An 18,229-nucleotide genomic window follows, 5' to 3' on the forward strand; every position below is an offset into this window, starting at 1 on the left:
TTACCGAAACCGTAAAAGGGGAGCAGGTCCCTTTTAGGGCGGAGTAGCATACGGAGATGGCCCCAACCCTGGCGAGCGCGGCGATCGAGGCGATCGCGCGGGGCCTGCACGCCGATCCGTTTGCGGTGCTCGGTCCGCACGATGTCGAGGGCGGCGTGGTGATTCGCGTCTTCCGTCCCCACGTCCGCAGTGTCGAGGTGATCCCGTTCGGCCAGCCCGACGGCCTGGTCCTCACGCGCATTCACCCCGAAGGCCTGTTCGAGGGCGTGGTGCCCAACGAGCGGCGCGACGACTTCGACTATCGCCTCCACCTGGTCTGGTCCGACGGCTCCTCCAGCGAAACCGACGATGCGTATCGCTATGGGCCGGTGCTGACCGACTTCGACCTGCACCTGCTCGGCGAGGGCACGCACTACCGCGTCTACGATCGGCTGGGCGCGCGGGCCATCACGCACGGCATTCGCCACGGGGTGCACTTCGCGGTGTGGGCGCCGAACGCGAAGCGGGTGAGCGTGGTCGGCGACTTCAACGGCTGGGACGGCCGCGTCCACCCGATGCGCGCGATCCGCCCGGGCGGCTACTGGGAGATCTTCCTGCCCGACCTCGGCCAGGGCGATCGCTACAAGTTCGAGGTGATTGGCCCGGGCGGCCAGGCGGTGCTCAAGTCGGACCCGTGCGGCCGCCGCTTCGAGCTTCCGCCGCAAACCGCCTCGATCGTCTGGCACGACGAACCATTCGAATGGACCGATGCTGCCTGGATGGCCGAGCGATCGCGCGCCGGTCAGTGGTTACAGAAGCCCATGTCGGTGTACGAAGTGCACCTTGGCAGCTGGCAGCGCGCGCCGGACGGCCAGCTCCTGACCTATTACGAGATCGGCGAGCAACTCGTGCCGTACGTGAAGGAGATGGGCTACACCCACGTCGAGTTGCTGCCGATTATGGAGCATCCCTTCACCGGCTCGTGGGGCTACCAGGTGATTGGCTTCTTCGCGCCGACCAGCCGCTTCGGCACGCCCGACGACTTCAAGGCGTTGATCGATGCGTTTCACGCCGCGGGGATCGGCGTGCTGCTCGACTGGGTCCCGGGCCATTTCCCGAAAGACCAGCACGGGCTGGCGCGCTTCGACGGCACCGCGCTCTACGAACACGCCGACCCGCGCCAGGGCGAGCACCAGGACTGGGGCACCCTGGTCTTCAACTACGGCCGCCACGAAGTGCGCGCATTCCTGTTGAGCAACGCGCTGTTCTGGCTGCGCGAGTTCCATCTCGATGGCCTGCGCGTGGATGCCGTCGCCTCGATGCTGTACCTCGATTACTCGCGAGACGAAGGGCAGTGGGTGCCCAACCAGTACGGCGGCCGCGAGAACCTCGAGGCGATCGAGTTCGTCAAGCATTTGAACCAGCTGGTCGAACACGAGTGCCCCGGCGCGATCGTCTGCGCCGAAGAATCCACGTCGTTCCCCGGGGTGACGCACGCGGTGTCGGCCGGCGGCCTCGGCTTCACCTACAAGTGGAACATGGGCTGGATGCACGACATGCTCGAATACACCAAGAACGAGCCCATTTACCGCAAGTGGCATCACAACAAGATCACCTTCTCGATGATGTACGCCTACAGCGAGCGCTTCGTGCTGCCGTTCTCGCACGATGAAGTGGTGCACGGCAAGCGCTCGATGCTCGACAAGATGCCGGGCGACGTGTGGCAGAAGCACGCCGGCCTGCGCGCGCTCTACGGCTACATGTTTGCCCATCCCGGCAAGAAGCTGATGTTCATGGGCGGCGAGATCGGCCAGTGGCGCGAGTGGAACCACGACTGGCAACTCGATTGGGACGTGCTGGGCGACCCGCGCCATGCCGGCCTCCAGCGCTGGGTGCGCGATCTCAATCGCGTCTACAAACAGGAGCCCGCGTTGTGGGAGGCCGACAACGACCCGTCCGGCTTCCAGTGGATCGATCCGGACGATGCCGAACGCAGCGTGATCGCGTTCGGCCGCCGCGGCAATCCCGACAAGAGTCACTCTCCCGACACGGGGTTCCCTCCCGACCAGCAGTTCCCTCCCGCCGTGATCGTGGTCGTGAACTTCACTCCCGTCCCGCGCCGCGACTATCGCATCGGTGTGCCCGTTGCCGGCAGTTACAGCGAGCTGCTGAACAGCGATGCCGAGGCTTACGGTGGCAGCAACATGGGCAACGCGGGCCTGGTCGAAACCGACGCGGTGCCGGCTCATGGGCATCCCCAATCCGTTCGCCTCACCGTCCCACCTTTGGGATTCCTGCTCTTGAAACCGAACAACTGACCCCCGCGGTTCTTCAAACTCCCGTATTTCAAACGCGTCCAGTCGCGTCGTATCCCTGAAAACACGCGATAAATCCCTGCGTCCCGCTCTCGGCACGTTCTTCGCTATAGCGCAAGTGCGATGCGACCGCTTGGGACGAACGGTGTGATGAGAGGCAACGTGCTTGACCGCAGGCGGCGGCAGGCCGATAGTGCCTTCATGACCACCAATCCCGGACGAGTGCCCGTTCGCGTGATCTTCGGTGTGGCGACTGCGCTTGGTTTCTTCTCCGCGTTCGCCGCGTTCTATTTCATCTCGACGTTTACCGACAAGCCCGCGGGCTTCGGCCTGCTGCTCTCGCTCAACCTCACCTACTGGTATTCGTGGGCGGTGTTGACGCCGGGCATTCTCTGGCTGACGCGCAAGTTCCCCTTCGAGCGGGCCACGTGGAAGATCGCCATCCCGGTGCATATTGCGGGCGTCGTGGTCGCGGTGCTGTTACACGTGGCCCTGGCGGTGGCGTCACGCATGGCTACCTACTGGGTGGTCGGCGAGTCGCTTGATTCGTGGCTGATGGAATTCCAGCAGATGTTCTTCCTGAACTTCGACTGGGAGATGATGACCTACTGGACCATCGTCGGCGTCGGCCACGCGCTGCGGTATGACTCTCAGGCGCGGGCCAAGGCGCTGAGTGCCGCGCAGATGGAGACGCGCCTGGTCGAGGCGCAGCTGCATACCCTGCAGAGCCAGATGCAGCCGCACTTCCTGTTCAACACGCTCAATACGATTTCGGCGCTGATGCACCGCGACGTCGAGGCCGCCGACGCGATGATCGCGCGCCTGAGCGACTTGCTGCGGATGTCGCTGCAGCGGATCCACGTGCAGGAGGTGGAGCTCAAAGAGGAGCTCGACTTCCTCTCCAAGTATCTGGAGATCGAACAAACCCGCTTCCGCGACCGTCTCTCTGTAGTGTTTGACATCCAGGCAGACACGCTGGACGCATTGGTCCCCAACCTTTTGCTCCAGCCGCTCGTCGAAAACGCCATCAAGCACGGTATTGGTCCCAGGCCCACACCTGGCCAAATCGTGGTCCGCGCCCGCCGCGCGGGCGCCATGCTCGAACTCGACGTGCAAGACAACGGTGTGGGGCTCTCACAGGCGCGATTGACTGACTTCAATCGCGGCGTGGGGCTTTCGAATACCCGGTCGCGGCTCGATCACCTGTATGGGTCGCTGCACCGGTTTGAATTTCGGCAGCCCGCCGAGGGCGGACTGCTGGTGCTCATTGCCATCCCGATGGCGGAGCTTGCACTAGAGGCTGGTGAGGGCGAGGCCGTGGCCTAGTGTCTCTTGCCCGCGCTCCGCGCGGGCGGTTAAAGGACGGTGGTGGCGTGACCAAGATTCGCACGGTGGTAGTGGACGACGAGCCGATCGCGCGCGAGCGCATTATCGGTATGCTCAATCAGGAGAAAGATATCGAGGTCGTCGGCGAGTATGCCGACGGCACGTCGGCCGTCTCGGCCATTCAGTCGCAGCATCCCGATCTCGTCTTCCTTGACGTGCAGATGCCGTCGTGCGATGGCTTCGGGGTGATTCAGCAACTGAGCGCGGAGCCGCAGCCGCCGGCCGTGGTGTTCGTCACCGCCTACGACGACTACGCGCTCAAGGCGTTTGAAGTGCACGCCATTGATTACCTGCTGAAACCGTTCGGCCGCGATCGCTTCACCCAGACGCTGCAGCACGCGCGCGAGCACCTCGAACGCCGGCGCGCCGGCGACCTGGGCAAGCGACTGATGGCGCTGGTGCAGGACATCAAGCCCGAACCGCAGAAGCTCGACCGGCTGGTCGTGAAGTCGGGCGGCCGCGTGTTCTTCCTGCGCACCCAGGAAATCGACTGGATCGAGGCGGCCGGCAATTACGTGCGGCTTCACCTGGGCGACGACTCGCACCTGTTCCGCGAGACCATGAATAACATGGAAGGGCGGCTCGACAGCCAGCGCTTCGTCCGTATCCACCGCTCGCGCATCGTCAACACCGACCGCATCAAGGAGATGCAGCCGTGGTTCAACGGAGAGTACGTGGTGGTGCTCCAGAACGGCACCCGCCTCACCCTGAGCCGCGGTTACCGCGAGAAATTGCAGGAACGTTTGGGCAAAGGGTTTTGATGCCGGAAGGGCGGCACTTTAGTGCCGCCATGAGGTGACGCCCATGACCGCAGACGAAAAGCGCGAACACCACGGCGAAAAGGAGCTGGCGGCCTTCATTCGGGCTGGCGCCGAACGCCGGCCCGACCAGGCCTACGGCGACTACTACCGCGGCAAGAATGCCTCGTGCGCCCTTGGCGCGGCCTACGAGGGAATGTACCGTCTCCCCGCCGAGGCGGGGGGGCTGCATCCCACCCGGGACCTGGAGTGGTTCTTCGATTGCCTCGAGGGCTCGGTCCGCGGGTGTCCGGGCGGCAACGGCTGCAAGAAGACACTCAGTCTCGCCGCGATCCTCGTGCACCTGAACGACGAGCACCGCTGGTCGCGCGAGCAGATTGCCACCTGGCTGGATGGCCTGAAGTAGCATCCGGCTTTAGCCGGATAGACAAGGAGCAGGCGGCCGCTTCCACCTCCGCCTGCGGCTACGGCGGGACAAGCCGGCGCTCGTCGGGGTCGGCCTTCGGCCGTCCGACTGCGTTACTTACAGTTGAAAGTTGAAGAGTTGGTAGTTGGTAGTTTTAGTTCAAAGTTTCAGTTTCAGTTTCGAGAACTTTGAACTGAAACTGGCACTATCAACTTCAACTACCAACTTTCAACTTCTCAACTTTCAACTTGCCTTTAAGAACGAAACGCCCGAGCGGCGAATGCCGCTTCGGGCGCTTCAGTGCGCAAGTTGCGCGTCCCGGCAGGAGCCAGGATCATTTGTCCTTCTAGAACTTGTCGATTGGTCTTGCGCGCGTGCTTGGGTGAATTGCTGCCCACTCACGCGCAATCGTTCTTCGGTGGCGTGTTCAATAGCTACCCCCTTTGCTAGAACGTCAATCGCTTCTGTCCCGCCGGCGGCCACGCTTCCCGTCGGGCTGGTGAAGATGGTTCCTCCACTTGTTGTATCGCGCGTGGATATCTTAGTGATACGCCTTCGCGTGGCCCGTGTCAAGCGGGGCCGCGCGGCGAGCGCGTTGCGCTCGTGAGGCTCGACGCTTCGCGTCTCGTAGGGCGCGCGCCCTCGCGCAGCGGCCGTACAAAGGAAAAGGCCCGTGGGGCGAACCCCACGGGCCTTTCAGTCGTTACGCCGCTGCTCTTACCAACGGGCGCTGATGCCGAAACGCAACACGCGCGGCGCGAGAATGCCGCTGACCGTGTTGGCGTTGGCCGCCAGCTGGTTGCGGTTGATGGCCTGCACCGTGTTGGCGTTGGTCATGTTGAAGACGTCGAACGCCGGCACCACCGTGAGGGCGCCGAAACGCATCGTCTTGTCCACGCGGAAGTCGAGCGTGTGGAGGTTGTCCAGGCGCAGGTCGCCGAGCGGGTCGAGCATGGTCTGCACCTGGCCCGCGCCGTTGGCGCGGTTGGGCGACAGGATGGTCTGCAGGTAGGGGTAGCCCTGGCGCGCCTGGTAGTTGGCGGCGAGGTTGATGTCCCACTTCATGGTGTAGCGGCCGTTGACCTTGAACAGCCACTTGGCGTTGGTGAAGATGCCGCCGATGCCGCTGCCGGCCGATTCGGGCGCGTACTGGAAGCCGTTCAACTTGTCGATGTTGGTCGGGTCCTCGTAGGCGTTGGGCGAATCCCAGTAATCGATGGCGTTGTTGTAGGCGTAGCTGGCGTTCATCGACCAGTTGTTCGAGGTGCGCTTCTGGAAGGTCAGCTCGAAGCCGTTGAAGTCACGATACCGGTCGGGCACGTTGGTGAACATGCCGGGCGACGGGATCGGGATGTTCGGCTGGTAGTAGGTCACCGGCTCGCAACGCGCGCCGGCCGGGCAGCCCGTGGGCACCTGGTTCACCGGCACGTAGTTGGCGCTGGTGAAGTTGTCGCGGTCGGTCCACTGGAACTGATCGTACTTGCGCCAGATATAGCTGCCGCCGACGGCCATCTGCGCCGCGAGCTGGCGGTCGAAGCCGACGATGAACTCGCGCGTGCGATCGTTCTTGATGTTCGGATCCACGCGGTTCGGCGAAGCGGCGTTGGTCGGGTTCGCCGGGTCGTAAGCGCCGCTGCGGCTGAGGGGCGTGCCGGTCGTGGTGACCTCGTTGGCCTGCACGAACTGGTCGCCGTTGGCGTCGTTCCACGGGTAGCGGACAAACACCGCGCCGGTGGCGGCGAGCACGTTCGACAACTGGCCCGGGCCCATCTGGCCGAAGTAGGTGGCATATGACGACGACACCACGTTGCGGCCGTTGCCGGTCAGGTCATACGTGAAGCCGACGCGCGGCGAGAGGTCCTTCCACACCACGCCGGCATCGGCGCCCTGGAAGTCAACCGCCGGCATCAGCGTGGGGAAGAACGGGTTGGCCTTCACCGGCGCGGCAATGGCCTCGTCGTCCTGGATGTCCAGGCGGACGCCGAGGTTGATCGTCATCTTGTTCCTGGTGAACGTGTCCGACAGGTAGAACGCCTGCGTGCTGAGGTGCGATTCGGAGTACCCGTCGCGCCAGATGTCGGCCGAGTTGGCCACGCCGTTGGTGAAGCGCGCCTCGACGAACCCGCCGCGGTGGTTGAGGCTGGTCGAGTGCGCGGTGCGCCAGCGGTAGCCGAACTTGAACGCGTGGTCGCCGCCCAGCGAGTTGGGCAGGAAGTAGCTGCTGGTCACATCCACGCTGTTGGTCGGCCGCATGAAGATGTTGGCGTTGTAGGAACGCGACCAGGCGCCGGTGGTGGTTTCCAGCCGGGGCTGCACGTCGTAGAGCGACGGATCCTGCAGGTCGAGCGCGAAGTTGTTGCCGAGGTGCGACCACATCACGTCCACCAGCATGCGGTCGCTGATCACGTGCTGATCGGCCGCCTTCCAGAAGGGCGACGGGCCGGTGATCCAGCCGAACTTGCCGAACGAGCTGTCCACGGCCTTCTGCTTCCATGCCGTCTCGATCGGACGCGTGTCGCTCGCGTCGCGCGCGTTGCGGACCTTTTCCGCCCAGGTGTTCTGGAAGTTGAAGCGGTTGTTCTGGAACGGCACGAACGTGACCTTCCAGTTGTAGTTGTTCAGGGTCGTCAGGTCGGTTTCGAGGCAGCTGCGGATCAGCTCGTCGTCGGCCGTGCGCGGGTTGAGCCGGGCGCCGCCGGGACGGCATTCCGGGGTGTTCTTGTAGAAGCCGACCACGCCGACCTTGATGTCCTGCGTGCCGTAGCTGCCCCAGTACCAGGCCTTGCCCTTGACGATGGGACCGCCGACGTCGAAGCCGTAGTCCTTGATGTCCTGGATCGGCGCACCGCCGCCGGCGCCCTGGGCCTTCAGTTCCGGCGTGATGTTGTAGGCGACGGTCCCACCGGGCGTGACCAGGAAACGGCCTGAACCCTTGAAGCGGTCGGTGCCGCTCTTGGTGACGAGGTTGATGCCCACGCCGCCGGTCTGCTGGGTGACGTCGGCGCCGCCCGTCGAGACCTGCATTTCTTCGAGCATGTCGAAGTCGTAGTAGATGGGCGAGGCGCCGGTGGCGGCCATGTCGGTGATGTCGACGCCGTCAATGGACCACTTGTTGTTGCCGGTGCTCGAACCACGCGAGATGTAGCCCGACTGCTGGCCCGACTGGTTGCCGCCGACGTTGGCGCGGTCCATCGTAATGCCGGGCGTCCGCTCGAGCATGACCCAGGGGTCGCGCGCCGAGGGGATGTCGCGCATCGTCTCGAGGTTGAAGGTCGTCGAGGTGCCCGTCTCGCGGGTGTCGACAATCGGGCTCTCGCCGGTCACGGTGACCGTTTCCTGCACCGACGACAGTTCGAGCACGCCGTTGACCTGGGCGCGGAAGCCGATGGTCACGCGGATGTCCTGCTGGACCATGGTGCGGAAGCCGGGCAGTTCGAACGTCACCGTGTAGGTGCCGATCGGCAGTTCCGGAGCGCGGTAGGTGCCGGTTTCCGAGGTCACCGCCACGCGCGGCGCGATCAGCGCGGGACCGGCAACCGTGACGGTGGCGCCAGGCAACACGGCGCCTGACTTGTCGGCCGCTCGACCGTAGATTTCACCGGTCTGCTGCTGTGCAAAGGCGGTGGCGGCCACCAGGAGCGTCATCACCGACGCGACTAGCGCTTTTCTAAACGTCATATTTCCCATCCTCCAAACGCCGGGGGAAGCCCGGCGAACTCGCTCACTCACAAAAGGGCCGTCCCGCGTTATGGGCAGTTCGGCCCCTCAGCAGAGGTGCACGTCCCCAAGAGCAGCATCTATGCCACTGGTCACAGGGGCAAGGACCTCCGTTTATCCCAGTAAAACAGCCTTTGGTCACTGGGAAGGTGTGACCACTACGGCCATTATTCAAAATATTGGATGCGATCACTTCAAGGGACTGAATGATCGGTCAAATTGGGGCGGGTGGGGCGGGGTGGGCAGGTCGGCCGGGTGGGGCTGGTGGGCAGGTCGGGCGGATCGGAAGAGCAGGGAATCCCTACCAGCCTGACCTGCCCAACCCGCCCGAGCCCTCTTAGCTCGTTACCAGTCGAACTTGACGCCGAACTTCGCGATGCGCGGTCCGAGCACCGTCGTCGCCTTCTCGAACGAGGCGCCCGAGCGCCAGTTCTCGTTGACGGCCACGTTGGAGTTCATCACGTTGAACAGGTCGAAGAACACGCCGAGCCGCGCTTTCTGCGCGAACCGCAGCTGCTTCTCGACGCGGAAGTCGAGAATCGACACGGTGTCCTGGCGACGGGTGCCGATCGGCTCGGCCAGGATCAGCTGCGTGCCGTAGTTGAGCTCGCCGGTGCGGGTCGAGAAGTAGCGGCCGTAAGGCGCGCCGCTCTGCATCTTCAACACCGGCGTGATGCGGAGGCCCCAGCCGGCATCGAGCGTGCCCGAGAGCTTGGCGTTCCAGTCGGTGTACTCATTACGGGTCTTCTCGTTCGGGTTCGAGGGGTAGCTGCCGAACAGCGAGAAGTTGGCGACCGCGGTGCCGAAGCGGTTGTTGAAGTACAGGTTGCCGTACTGCTCCGTCCACGTGTACGAGTACGACGCGTTCATCGACCAGCGGTTCGAGTAGCGCTTGTTGGCCGAGAACTCGAGGGTCTTGAAGGTGCCCTCGTAGCCGTCGATGTTGCGCGTGATGTTGTTCGACGGCAGCGTGGTGTTGTCCAGGTTGAACGCCGCCACCGTGGCATCGTCGCCATTGCCGTAGACCCCGTCCGGACCGGGGTCGACGACGGTGGTGGGGATGTTGAAGGCGCTTGGCGGCCGGTTGGCGTTGACCTGCTGCCAGCCGTCGTTGTCCTTCTTCCACACGAACCCGGCGCGGATGCCGAGGTCGGTGATGATGGCGCGCTCCAGGAACAGCGACGCTTCATCGGTGTAGGAGTTCTTCAGGTTCGGGTCGATCGACGCGTTGGCCACGCCGCCGAAGCGGGTCTGCAGCACGCCTTCTTCACCGGCCTGGTAGACGCGGTCGTTGTTCAGGTCGTTCCACGTGTAGTCGGCGTACTGGCTGCCGGTGTTGGGGTTGACCGAGTCGGCCAGGTTGACGCCGGGGTTGAAGTAGAAGCGGCCCCAGTTGGCCTTCACCACGGTGCGGCCGTCACCCTGCAGGTCGTAGGTGGCGCCGACGCGCGGCACGATGTGGTTGAACGACACGACCTGGTCCACCGCTGCGAACGTGAGCGGCGCGGGCACGAAGCGGCCCGCCGCCAGCGACTGCTCCGGCAGATAGACGTTGTAGCGGTCGAGCCGGGCGCCGATGTTAAGGGTCAGGCGGTCAATCGTCCAGGTGTCGGTGACGAACAGGCTGGTGGTCGCCAGGGCGCTCCAGCTGTCGGAGTTGTTGGTCAGGCGCACGCCACCCGGGGTGGTCGCCGACAGCGGCCCCTGCAGGCTGCCGTTGACGAAGTGGATCACGTTGTCGGCGTAGTACGAGTTCCACAGCTGCTGGCCCTTCTCGTCCAGGTATTCGCCGCCGAACTTGAAGTTGTGCGAGCCGCCGGCGAAGTTGTCCTTGAAGTAGCTGAACGCGCCGGTGTACTGGTTGCGGCGACGGCGCAGTTCCCAATCACGGCCGCCACCGAGAATCTCGTTGGAGGTCAGCGATTCATACCGGGTCGCCTGCGTGTTGCTGTTGAGGCCGAAGTTGTAGCCGAACTGTCCGCCGCGCGCCTCGACGAAGATGTTCTGGCCAATCGTGCCGTTCCACTCGCCTTTGTAGACCCAGCTCGGCGAACCCTGGAAGACCGTCGAGTCGGCCGTGATGTGCACCGGCGCGCCCAGGCGGTTGCTGCTGTCGGTGCGGTTGGGCTGTTCTTTCGTGCCGTGCTGCAGGTAGCCGATCAGCTTGTTGGCCTGGTTCACCTGGTAGGTCGTCTTGCCGGTGTAGTTGTACAGCTTGGTGTTGAACGGCGTGCCGTCGAGGAAGCTGCCGGCCGGCGGCGCCGCCACCGAGTTCTGCTGGTTCAGGTACGAGAAGTGCCCCCACATGCGGTCCCGGATGATCGGACCGCCGACGCCCAGGTTCAGGTTCTTGTAGCTGGCCAGGCGATTGCCGCCCGGACGAATGACCGCGCCCGGCGCCGGGATGACCTGGTCGGCCGCCAGGTTCGAGCTCTGGAACGTGTCGTTCTCGTAGTCGTAGTAGAGGCTCACCGCCGGCGTGTTGCCGCCGCTTTTGCCGACAAACTGCGTCAGCACGCCCGAGTTCGGCATCTCGGCCGAGTTGCCGGCGGCGCCGATGAACACTTCCTCGAACGAACCGTAGTCGAGATAGAAGCCCGCGGCCGCAGTGCCTTCCGTGGTGTTGATGCCCTCGATCAGCGGCCGGTTCTGTCCCGAGTAGCCGTAGGCGAAGTAGGTGGTCTGCGTGCCGGCCGTCGAGCCGCCAACGTCCACGCGGTTGAGCGACACCGACGGGGTCGTCGCCAGCAGCGACCACATGTCGCGGGCGTTTGGAAGCGACGACAGCATCTGCTGGTCGTAGTTGGTCTGGACGCGCGTGGACGAGGTGTCGATGACCGGCGATTCACCGCTCACGGTCACGGTTTCCTGCAGCGTGGCCACGTTCATCGTCACGTTGACCTGGGCGTTGAACCCGAGCGTGATGCGAATGCCGTCGCGCACGTTGGCCTGGAACCCGGCCAGGTCGTAGGCCAGCCGATACTCGCCCGGCGGCACCGCCGGGAACCGGTAGAGCCCCGCCTCGTTCGTGACCGCCGTCAGCGATCCGATCTGCGCGGGGCTGGTCGCGGTGACGGTGACGCCCGGCAGCACGCCGCCCTGCGCATCTTTCACCTCGCCGCTGATGCTGCCCGTCGAGCTTGCACCACCGCCCTGCGCAAACGCCGACGATGCGAGTGCGAGAGTGGCGAGCAGAGCCCAAATGATATTGCTCCAACGCTTCATCTGTGAACCTCCACACTGAACCCGGCCCCGGCGTGTGGGCGCCGATCGGGGGACCCGCAAAACGCAGGTCCGCGCCAGGTAGAGCAAGGCCAGTGCCCAATCGGTGGCGACGGATTGTTGGAGATCGATTCAGGTTAATGGCAGGGAAGTGCGGCTCGTCCCACCCCACCCGCTATTCGTCACACGGCCCGGGATGATGTGCGAAATCGGACCAGTGGGAACTTCAAACGGGCGAAGCGAAATCCAACGCGCTGGACGAGAACGAAACAGGAGGTCAAGAGCTCAAGAGCAAATATTCTCCTGATCCCCTTGCCTCCTGTGAAGCTCGTGATCTCGCAGGCGTCTACTGGAAGTAGGGGAGCGCGGTGATCACCGACCAGATCACCGCGACGAACGTCACCAGCAAACAGACGACGGCGACGGCCAGGTGGTCAATGCGTTCGGGCTTCAGCGGATCGAGCACGAGCGAGGTGAGGTAGCCGCCAATGAAGCCGCCCAGGTGGGCGCTGTTGTCGATGCCCGGCATGATGAACCCCAGCACGCCCATGATCAGCGCGTACTGCAGGCCCGTGCGGCCGATGTGGCTGCTGCCGGTGCGCTTGCCGTAGTGGACGAGCGCGCCCAACAGGCCGAAGATCGCCGCCGACGCGCCGACGGTGACGTTGGCGCCGCCCAGAAACGGGATCTGGATCGGCGAGAAGAACAACGCCGTGCTCAGCCCGAAGCCGGTGATGCCCGACACCGTGTAGATGATGATCATGCGCCCCGGCCCATACAGGTTCGCAATCTCGGGTGCGAGACTCCGGATCCACATCACGTTGAAGAAGATGTGCAGGATGCCGCCGTGCAGCCAGCCCGCCGTCAGCAGCGTCCACCAGCGGCCCATGGCCACCACCGGGAACGCGCCACTCGCGCCCAGCAGGATCAGCATCTGCGTGTTGGGGCCAAGCCCCATCTGCATGCCGTCGCGCGAGAGGATCAGCGACAGCACGTAGAGGATGATGGTGCCGGCCGTGACGATGGGGACAAAGCCGAGGTCGTTGCCGAGGCTGCGCAGTGCCGGGCCGTAGCCCCAGAGGCCGGGATTGCGCCGCCCGCAGTTGTAGCAGTCGCCGTCGTTGACGCCCACCAGCACGCCGCACGACGAGCAAATGACGGACCCCTCGGTCTTCCGTTTGAACATCTGCTACGAAGTATAAAGAAAATGCAAACACGAAGGACACGAAGTTCAAACCACGAAGGACACGACGCCGAACCTATTGGTTTCTTCGTGCCCTTCGTGCTTTCCTTCGTGTCCTTCGTGGTTAGGCTTCTTTCAGTCCGTGCGTGCCGGCGGCGAAGCACGCCACGCCGACGCTGATCAGGCTCGCGCACGGCAGGACATCTCGCCGAGTGTAAACTGCCGCCAGATTTCGCCCTCGATCGCCAGGATCCCCAGCGGATCGGGCTGATCATTCAGCGGCCGGACGGCGTAGAATTGAGTATCGCTACCGAAATCATCGTCATCTTCTTCCTGATCCTCGCCAACGGCATCTTTGCCATGTCGGAGATTTCCGTCGTGGCCGCCAAGAAGGTGCGCCTGCAGCAGCGCGCCGAGGATGGCGACGAACGCGCCAAGACGGCGCTGGCGCTGACCCACGACCCCAGCCAGTTCCTGGCGACCGTGCAGGTCGGCATCACCATGGTCGGCGTGCTGGCCGGCGCCTACGGCGGCGCCACCCTGGCCGAGAAGCTGGCCGTGCCGATCGCCGAGGTCGCGATCCTGGCCCCCTACGCCGAGGGCGTGGCGCTCGCGCTGGTGGTGGCCGTCATCACCTACCTGTCGCTGATCGTCGGCGAGCTGGTGCCCAAGCGCATTGGCCTGAACAACCCGGAGTTGATCGCCTCGTGGGTGGCCGGGCCGATGATCGCGTTGTCGCGCATCGGCGCACCTGCCGTGGCGTTGCTCACGGCCTCGACCAACCTGGTGCTGCGCGTGTTCGGGATCAAGGGCAACGCCGAGCCGAACCTCACCGAAGACGAGATCAAGGCGCTGATCAGCCAGGGGGCCGAGACCGGCGCGGTTGGCGCCACCGAAGAGAACATCGTGCAGCGGGTGTTCCAGCTGGGCGACCTGCGCGTGGCCGCGATCATGACCCCGCGGCCCGACATCGAATGGATCGATGTCGATGCGACGGAAGAAGAGCTGCGCGAGTTTCTCGCCTCGCACGCGCACACCCAGTTCGTGGTCTGCCACGGCGGCCTCGACGAAGTGCTCGGCATTGTCCGCTCCGCCGACCTGCTGCCCATGGCGTTTCGCGGCGTGAACATCGACCTGCGCACGCTGACGCGGGAAGCGTTGTTTGTGCCCGACTCGATGCCGGCAGTCCAGCTGCTCGACTCGTTCCGCGGCTCGCACAAGCACGTGGCGCTGGTCATGGACGAGTACGGCGCCGTCGAAGGCCTGGTCACGGTCACCGACCTGCTGACCGCGATTGTCGGCGAACTGCCCGGCGATGCGGCCGAGGCGATTGGCGAGTTCGTCTCGCGCGGCGATGGCTCGTGGCTGGTCGATGGCTCGGCCTCGATGGAAACCGTGTCAACCCACTTCGGTCTCGAACCGCTGCCCGAGGAAGAAGCCGGCGCGTACCACACCATCGGCGGGTTCGTGATGGCGCGGCTCGGCCGCGTGCCGAAGACGGCCGACCAGTTCGAGTGGGGCGGCATGAAGTTCGAGGTCATGGACATGGACGGCCGGCGCATCGACAAGGTGCTCGTCATCAGAACCAGCCGGGGCGACACCGCGGGCCGGGGAGGCACCACCTGACGGGACGGCACTTCCTGACGGGACTGACCGCCGCGCTGCTCGTGGCGCCCACGGGGGCTCACGCGCTCCAGCAGCTCGGCGTGCTTCGCGTCACGGTCGCCGTGACTGCGGCCGACCAGCGGACGATGGCGGTGCCGCGGTACGCGTTGCTCATCAGCGACAACCCGGCCAGTGCGCCACCCCGCCGCATCCTGACCTCGGCCGATGGCGCCATCGAGATCCGGCTTGCCCCTGGCAGTTACACCGTAGAGTCGGATCGGGCGCTCGCGTTCGAGGGACAGGCGTACGTGTGGACGCAGATGGTGGATGTCGTCGCGGGCCGTGACACGGTGCTCGCGTTGAGCGGCGGCAACGCCGTGGTCGAGGCGGGAACGGCCGATGCGGTGCCGTTGGTCGAGCCTCCGGCGGCGTCGCCGGCGGCGGAGCGCAACCGGGCCGCGGCGGTCACCATCTGGACCCCGCTCACGCGCGCGACCGGGACGGTGATCGGCACGAACGGGTTGGTGCTCACCGATCACCAGGCCATCACCACCGGGGGTGGCGGCAAGCCCATCGTGGGGTGGCCTGTGACAGTGCAGCTCACGGCGACGTCGGCCATCAAGGTCGCGGCCACCGTGCTGGTGTCAGATGCCGCGCGCAACGTCGCCATTCTCTGGATCGATCCGGCGACGGCGGCATTGGTCGAGCCCGCGCCGCCCGGCTGTGGCGAGGTGTGCGATCTGGTCGCGATCGCGGAAACGAAGATGCAGGGCATGGCACCGCCACCAGGCACGCGCCTGCTGGTGGAGCCGGCCGCCGGATTCACCGCCGCCGCCTTGAACGATGCCCTGCGCGGTCCCGCCGGCCGCCAGCCGCCGTACCAGATGCCGGCAACTGATTTCGACATTTCCCTGATCACGCCGCTGCAGCTGTACGCCGCGCAGAATTGGCGGGCGCCCATGGACTTCAAGAACTGGGCCGGCTATGTCTCGGCGATCCCGCCCGTGCTGCTGGTGCGGGTCACGCCGAAACTCGCGGAGGGTTTCTGGACGAAGGTCGCGCGTGGCGCGGCGCAGACCCAGGGCATTGCCGTGCCGCCGATCCTGCGCCCCAAGTCCGGGTTCTCCCACCTGCGCGCGTACTGCGGCGAGACCGAGGTCGCGCCGATACACCCGTTCAAGCTCGAGCAGCACCTGTCGCCCACCGAGACCATCTACGAGGGCCTGTATGTGTTCGACCCGGGCGCGTTCCCGCCGGCCTGCGGCAGCGTCAAGCTCGTGGTCTATTCGGAGAAAGAGCCCAACCAACCCGATCCCCGGACCGTGGCGCCGAAAGTGGTCCAGCAGATCTGGCAGGACTTCGCGCCGTTACGGGACCGGCCCTAGCATGCCTCGAACGTCGCGCCCGGTCCTCGAGCGGTTTCTTCGCTACGTCACCTACGACACCCAGTCGCGCGAGGGTGCCAGCACCTATCCCAGCACACCAGGGCAGCTCGTCCTGCTTCGTGACCTGGCCGCGGAACTGCACGCCATGGGCATCGCCGACGCGGCGATCGACGAGCATGGTTATGTGATGGCCACGATTCCCGCGACCACGCGCAAGCCGGACGTGCCGGTGATCGGCTTCATCGCTCACGTCGACACCTCGCCCGAGATGAGCGGCGCCGGCGTCAAGCCAATCGTTCACCACGCTTACGACGGCCGCGACCTCGTGCTGCCGGACGACCCCACCGCGGTCCTGCGAGTGGCGGACCTGCCCTACCTCGGCGAGTGTCTCGGCCACGACCTCGTCACCGCCTCGGGCACGACACTGCTGGGGGCCGACAACAAGAGCGGCGTCGCCGAGATCATGACGGCGGCCGAGTGGCTGATCGCGCACCCCGAGATTCCGCATGGCGCGATCCGCATCGGCTTCACGCCGGACGAGGAAGTGGGGGAGGGCACGAAGCATTTCGACGTCGCCCGCTTTGGCGCGCGCTACGCCTACACCATGGACGGAGGGGCGCGCGGCGAGCTGGAGTTCGAAAGCTTTTCGGCCGATGCCATCACGTTCACGTTCCTCGGTTTCAACACCCACCCCGGCTATGCCAAGGGGCACATGGTCAACGCCATCAAGCTGGCGGCCCGGTTCATCGACCGCCTGCCGGCCGATCGCCTGTCGCCCGAGACCACCGATGGCCGCGAGGGGTTCGTGCACCCGTATGTCGTCGAGGCGGGTGTCGACCGCACCTCGGTGAAGTTGCTGGTGCGGGATTTCCGGACCGAAGGACTGGCGGAGAAGGAGCAGTGGCTCCGCTCGCTCGCGGCCGAGGTCGTGAGTGGCGTGGCCGGCGCGGCGTTCGAGGCCGTGGTCGAGGAGTCGTACCGCAACATGCGTGAGGTGCTCGACCAGCATCCGCTGGTCGTCGAGCGCGCGCGCGAGGCCATGGCCCGGGCCGGCGTGCGCGTGCGCGAGCGGCCCATCCGCGGCGGCACCGACGGCTCGCGACTGTCGTTCATGGGCCTGCCGACGCCTAATATCTTTGCCGGCGAGCAGAACTTCCACTCGCGCCTCGAGTGGGTGTCGGTCCAGGACATGGCCAAGGCGGTGGACACGATCGTGGAACTGGCCAGGGTCTGGGAAGAGCACGCGGAATGACGCTCGACGAGTTGCTGCGGGGACCCGCGCCGATCCTGGCGCTGGCGCCCATGCAGGAGGTGACCGACGGTGCGTTCTGGACGCTGGTCCACCAGTACGGCGGCGCCGACGTCTACTGGACCGAGTATTTTCGCGTCCACACCACCTCCACGCCCGAAAAGTGGATCGTCGAGTCGATCGCCAAGAACACCACCGGCCGGCCGGTGATCGCGCAGATGATCGGCAACGACATCCCATCGCTCGTGCGCACCGCGAAGTTCCTGCAGCAGCTGCCGGTCGCCGCCATCGATCTCAACCTGGGCTGCCCGGCGCCGATCGTCTATCGCAAGTGCGCCGGCGGCGGCCTGCTGCGCGAACCGCAGCGCATCGACGCCATTCTCGGCGCGCTGCGCGACGCGGTGCAGGTCAAGTTCACAGTCAAGACCCGCCTCGGCTTCGCGGCGGTCGAGGAGTTTGATCAGCTGCTCGCGATTTTCGCGCGGCACTCGCTCGACGCGCTGACCGTGCACGCGCGGACGGTGGCGCAAATGTACCGGCTGCCCGTGCACTACGATCGCATCCGCCAGGCGGTCGAGACCATGCCGTGCCCGGTGATCGCCAACGGTCACGTGTATTCGGCGGCCCAGGCGCAAGCCTTGCTGGTCGAGACCGGCGCACGCGGCCTGATGATTGGCCGCGGCGTCATCCGCAGCCCGTGGCTGTTCAACCAGATTCGCCAACAGTTGCGCGGCGAAGCCGTGACGTTGCCGACGGGCCGCGAGGTCAACGCGTACATTCGCGCGCTCTGGGACTCGCAGGCCGGGGTCGGCCGCGCCGAGCACAAGCAGTGCGAGCGCATGAAGAAGTTCCTCAACTATCTCGGCGAAGGCGTGCCCGGGACGTTCCTGCACCAGATCCGCCGGTCGCAAACCGCCGACGAGTTTCACGGTATCTGCCGGGAGTTTCTGGACCACGACCGGCCCATGCCCCTGTTGCCGGCCGAACCGCAGGCGGCCGATCTGGTCAGCGGAAGGCTGTAACT

The 18,229-nt window shown here is 65.3% G+C and carries 11 protein-coding genes; 8 read left to right on the plus strand and 3 right to left on the minus strand.

All coding sequences use genetic code 11. The annotated features are described in order from the left end of the window. The first annotated feature begins 56 nt into the window (after window positions 1–56). The 4 genes from glgB (at window position 57) to Q8T13_20965 (ending at window position 4,844) form a co-directional block, all read left to right on the plus strand. Window positions 57–2,297 (plus strand): 1,4-alpha-glucan branching protein GlgB, encoded by a 2,241-nt coding sequence (glgB, locus tag Q8T13_20950; GenBank protein MDP3720240.1) that lies wholly within the window; start codon window positions 57–59, stop codon window positions 2,295–2,297. Window positions 2,298–2,495: 198 nt separating this feature from the next. After that, complete coding sequence (locus Q8T13_20955) at window positions 2,496–3,620, plus strand: sensor histidine kinase (GenBank protein ID MDP3720241.1); 1,125 nt, start codon at window positions 2,496–2,498, stop codon at window positions 3,618–3,620. A gap of 47 nt (window positions 3,621–3,667) precedes the next feature. Then, window positions 3,668–4,441, plus strand: a complete 774-nt coding sequence (locus tag Q8T13_20960; protein ID MDP3720242.1) for a LytTR family DNA-binding domain-containing protein — start codon at window positions 3,668–3,670, stop codon at window positions 4,439–4,441. 43 nt (window positions 4,442–4,484) lie between these two features. Next, window positions 4,485–4,844: a hypothetical protein gene (locus tag Q8T13_20965; GenBank protein MDP3720243.1), complete on the plus strand. Its 360-nt coding sequence runs from the start codon at window positions 4,485–4,487 to the stop codon at window positions 4,842–4,844. A 717-nt stretch (window positions 4,845–5,561) separates the two neighbouring features. Here Q8T13_20965 and Q8T13_20970 read toward each other — a convergent pair. From Q8T13_20970 to Q8T13_20980, 3 genes are all read right to left on the minus strand, one after another. Next, window positions 5,562–8,522 carry a TonB-dependent receptor gene (locus tag Q8T13_20970; protein ID MDP3720244.1) on the minus strand — a complete coding sequence of 987 codons (2,961 nt, stop codon included), beginning with the start codon at window positions 8,520–8,522 and terminating at the stop codon, window positions 5,562–5,564. A 384-nt stretch (window positions 8,523–8,906) separates the two neighbouring features. Further along, entirely contained in the window at window positions 8,907–11,786 is a 2,880-nt protein-coding gene (locus tag Q8T13_20975; protein ID MDP3720245.1) for a TonB-dependent receptor, read from the minus strand. 343 nt (window positions 11,787–12,129) lie between these two features. Next, window positions 12,130–12,969, minus strand: a complete 840-nt coding sequence (locus Q8T13_20980; GenBank protein MDP3720246.1) for a rhomboid family intramembrane serine protease — start codon at window positions 12,967–12,969, stop codon at window positions 12,130–12,132. Between the two features lie 294 nt (window positions 12,970–13,263). Here Q8T13_20980 and Q8T13_20985 point away from each other — a divergent pair, with 294 nt between their 5' ends. From Q8T13_20985 to Q8T13_21000, 4 genes are all read left to right on the plus strand, one after another. Beyond that, the gene (locus tag Q8T13_20985) at window positions 13,264–14,592 is read left to right on the plus strand and encodes a hemolysin family protein (GenBank protein MDP3720247.1); all 1,329 of its coding nucleotides are present in this window, start codon (window positions 13,264–13,266) and stop codon (window positions 14,590–14,592) included. A gap of 80 nt (window positions 14,593–14,672) precedes the next feature. Then, window positions 14,673–15,956 (plus strand): hypothetical protein, encoded by a 1,284-nt coding sequence (locus tag Q8T13_20990; GenBank protein MDP3720248.1) that lies wholly within the window; start codon window positions 14,673–14,675, stop codon window positions 15,954–15,956. Between the two features lies 1 nt (window position 15,957). Continuing rightward, window positions 15,958–17,208: a peptidase T gene (pepT, locus tag Q8T13_20995; GenBank protein ID MDP3720249.1), complete on the plus strand. Its 1,251-nt coding sequence runs from the start codon at window positions 15,958–15,960 to the stop codon at window positions 17,206–17,208. Continuing rightward, window positions 17,205–18,227 (plus strand): tRNA-dihydrouridine synthase family protein, encoded by a 1,023-nt coding sequence (locus tag Q8T13_21000; GenBank protein MDP3720250.1) that lies wholly within the window; start codon window positions 17,205–17,207, stop codon window positions 18,225–18,227. Before pepT ends, Q8T13_21000 begins: the two co-directional genes overlap by 4 nt. The last annotated feature ends 2 nt before the right edge of the window (window positions 18,228–18,229 follow it).

The sequence above is a fragment of the Acidobacteriota bacterium genome (genome assembly GCA_030697165.1).
Taxonomy (GTDB): Bacteria; Acidobacteriota; Vicinamibacteria; order Vicinamibacterales; family UBA2999; genus 12-FULL-67-14b.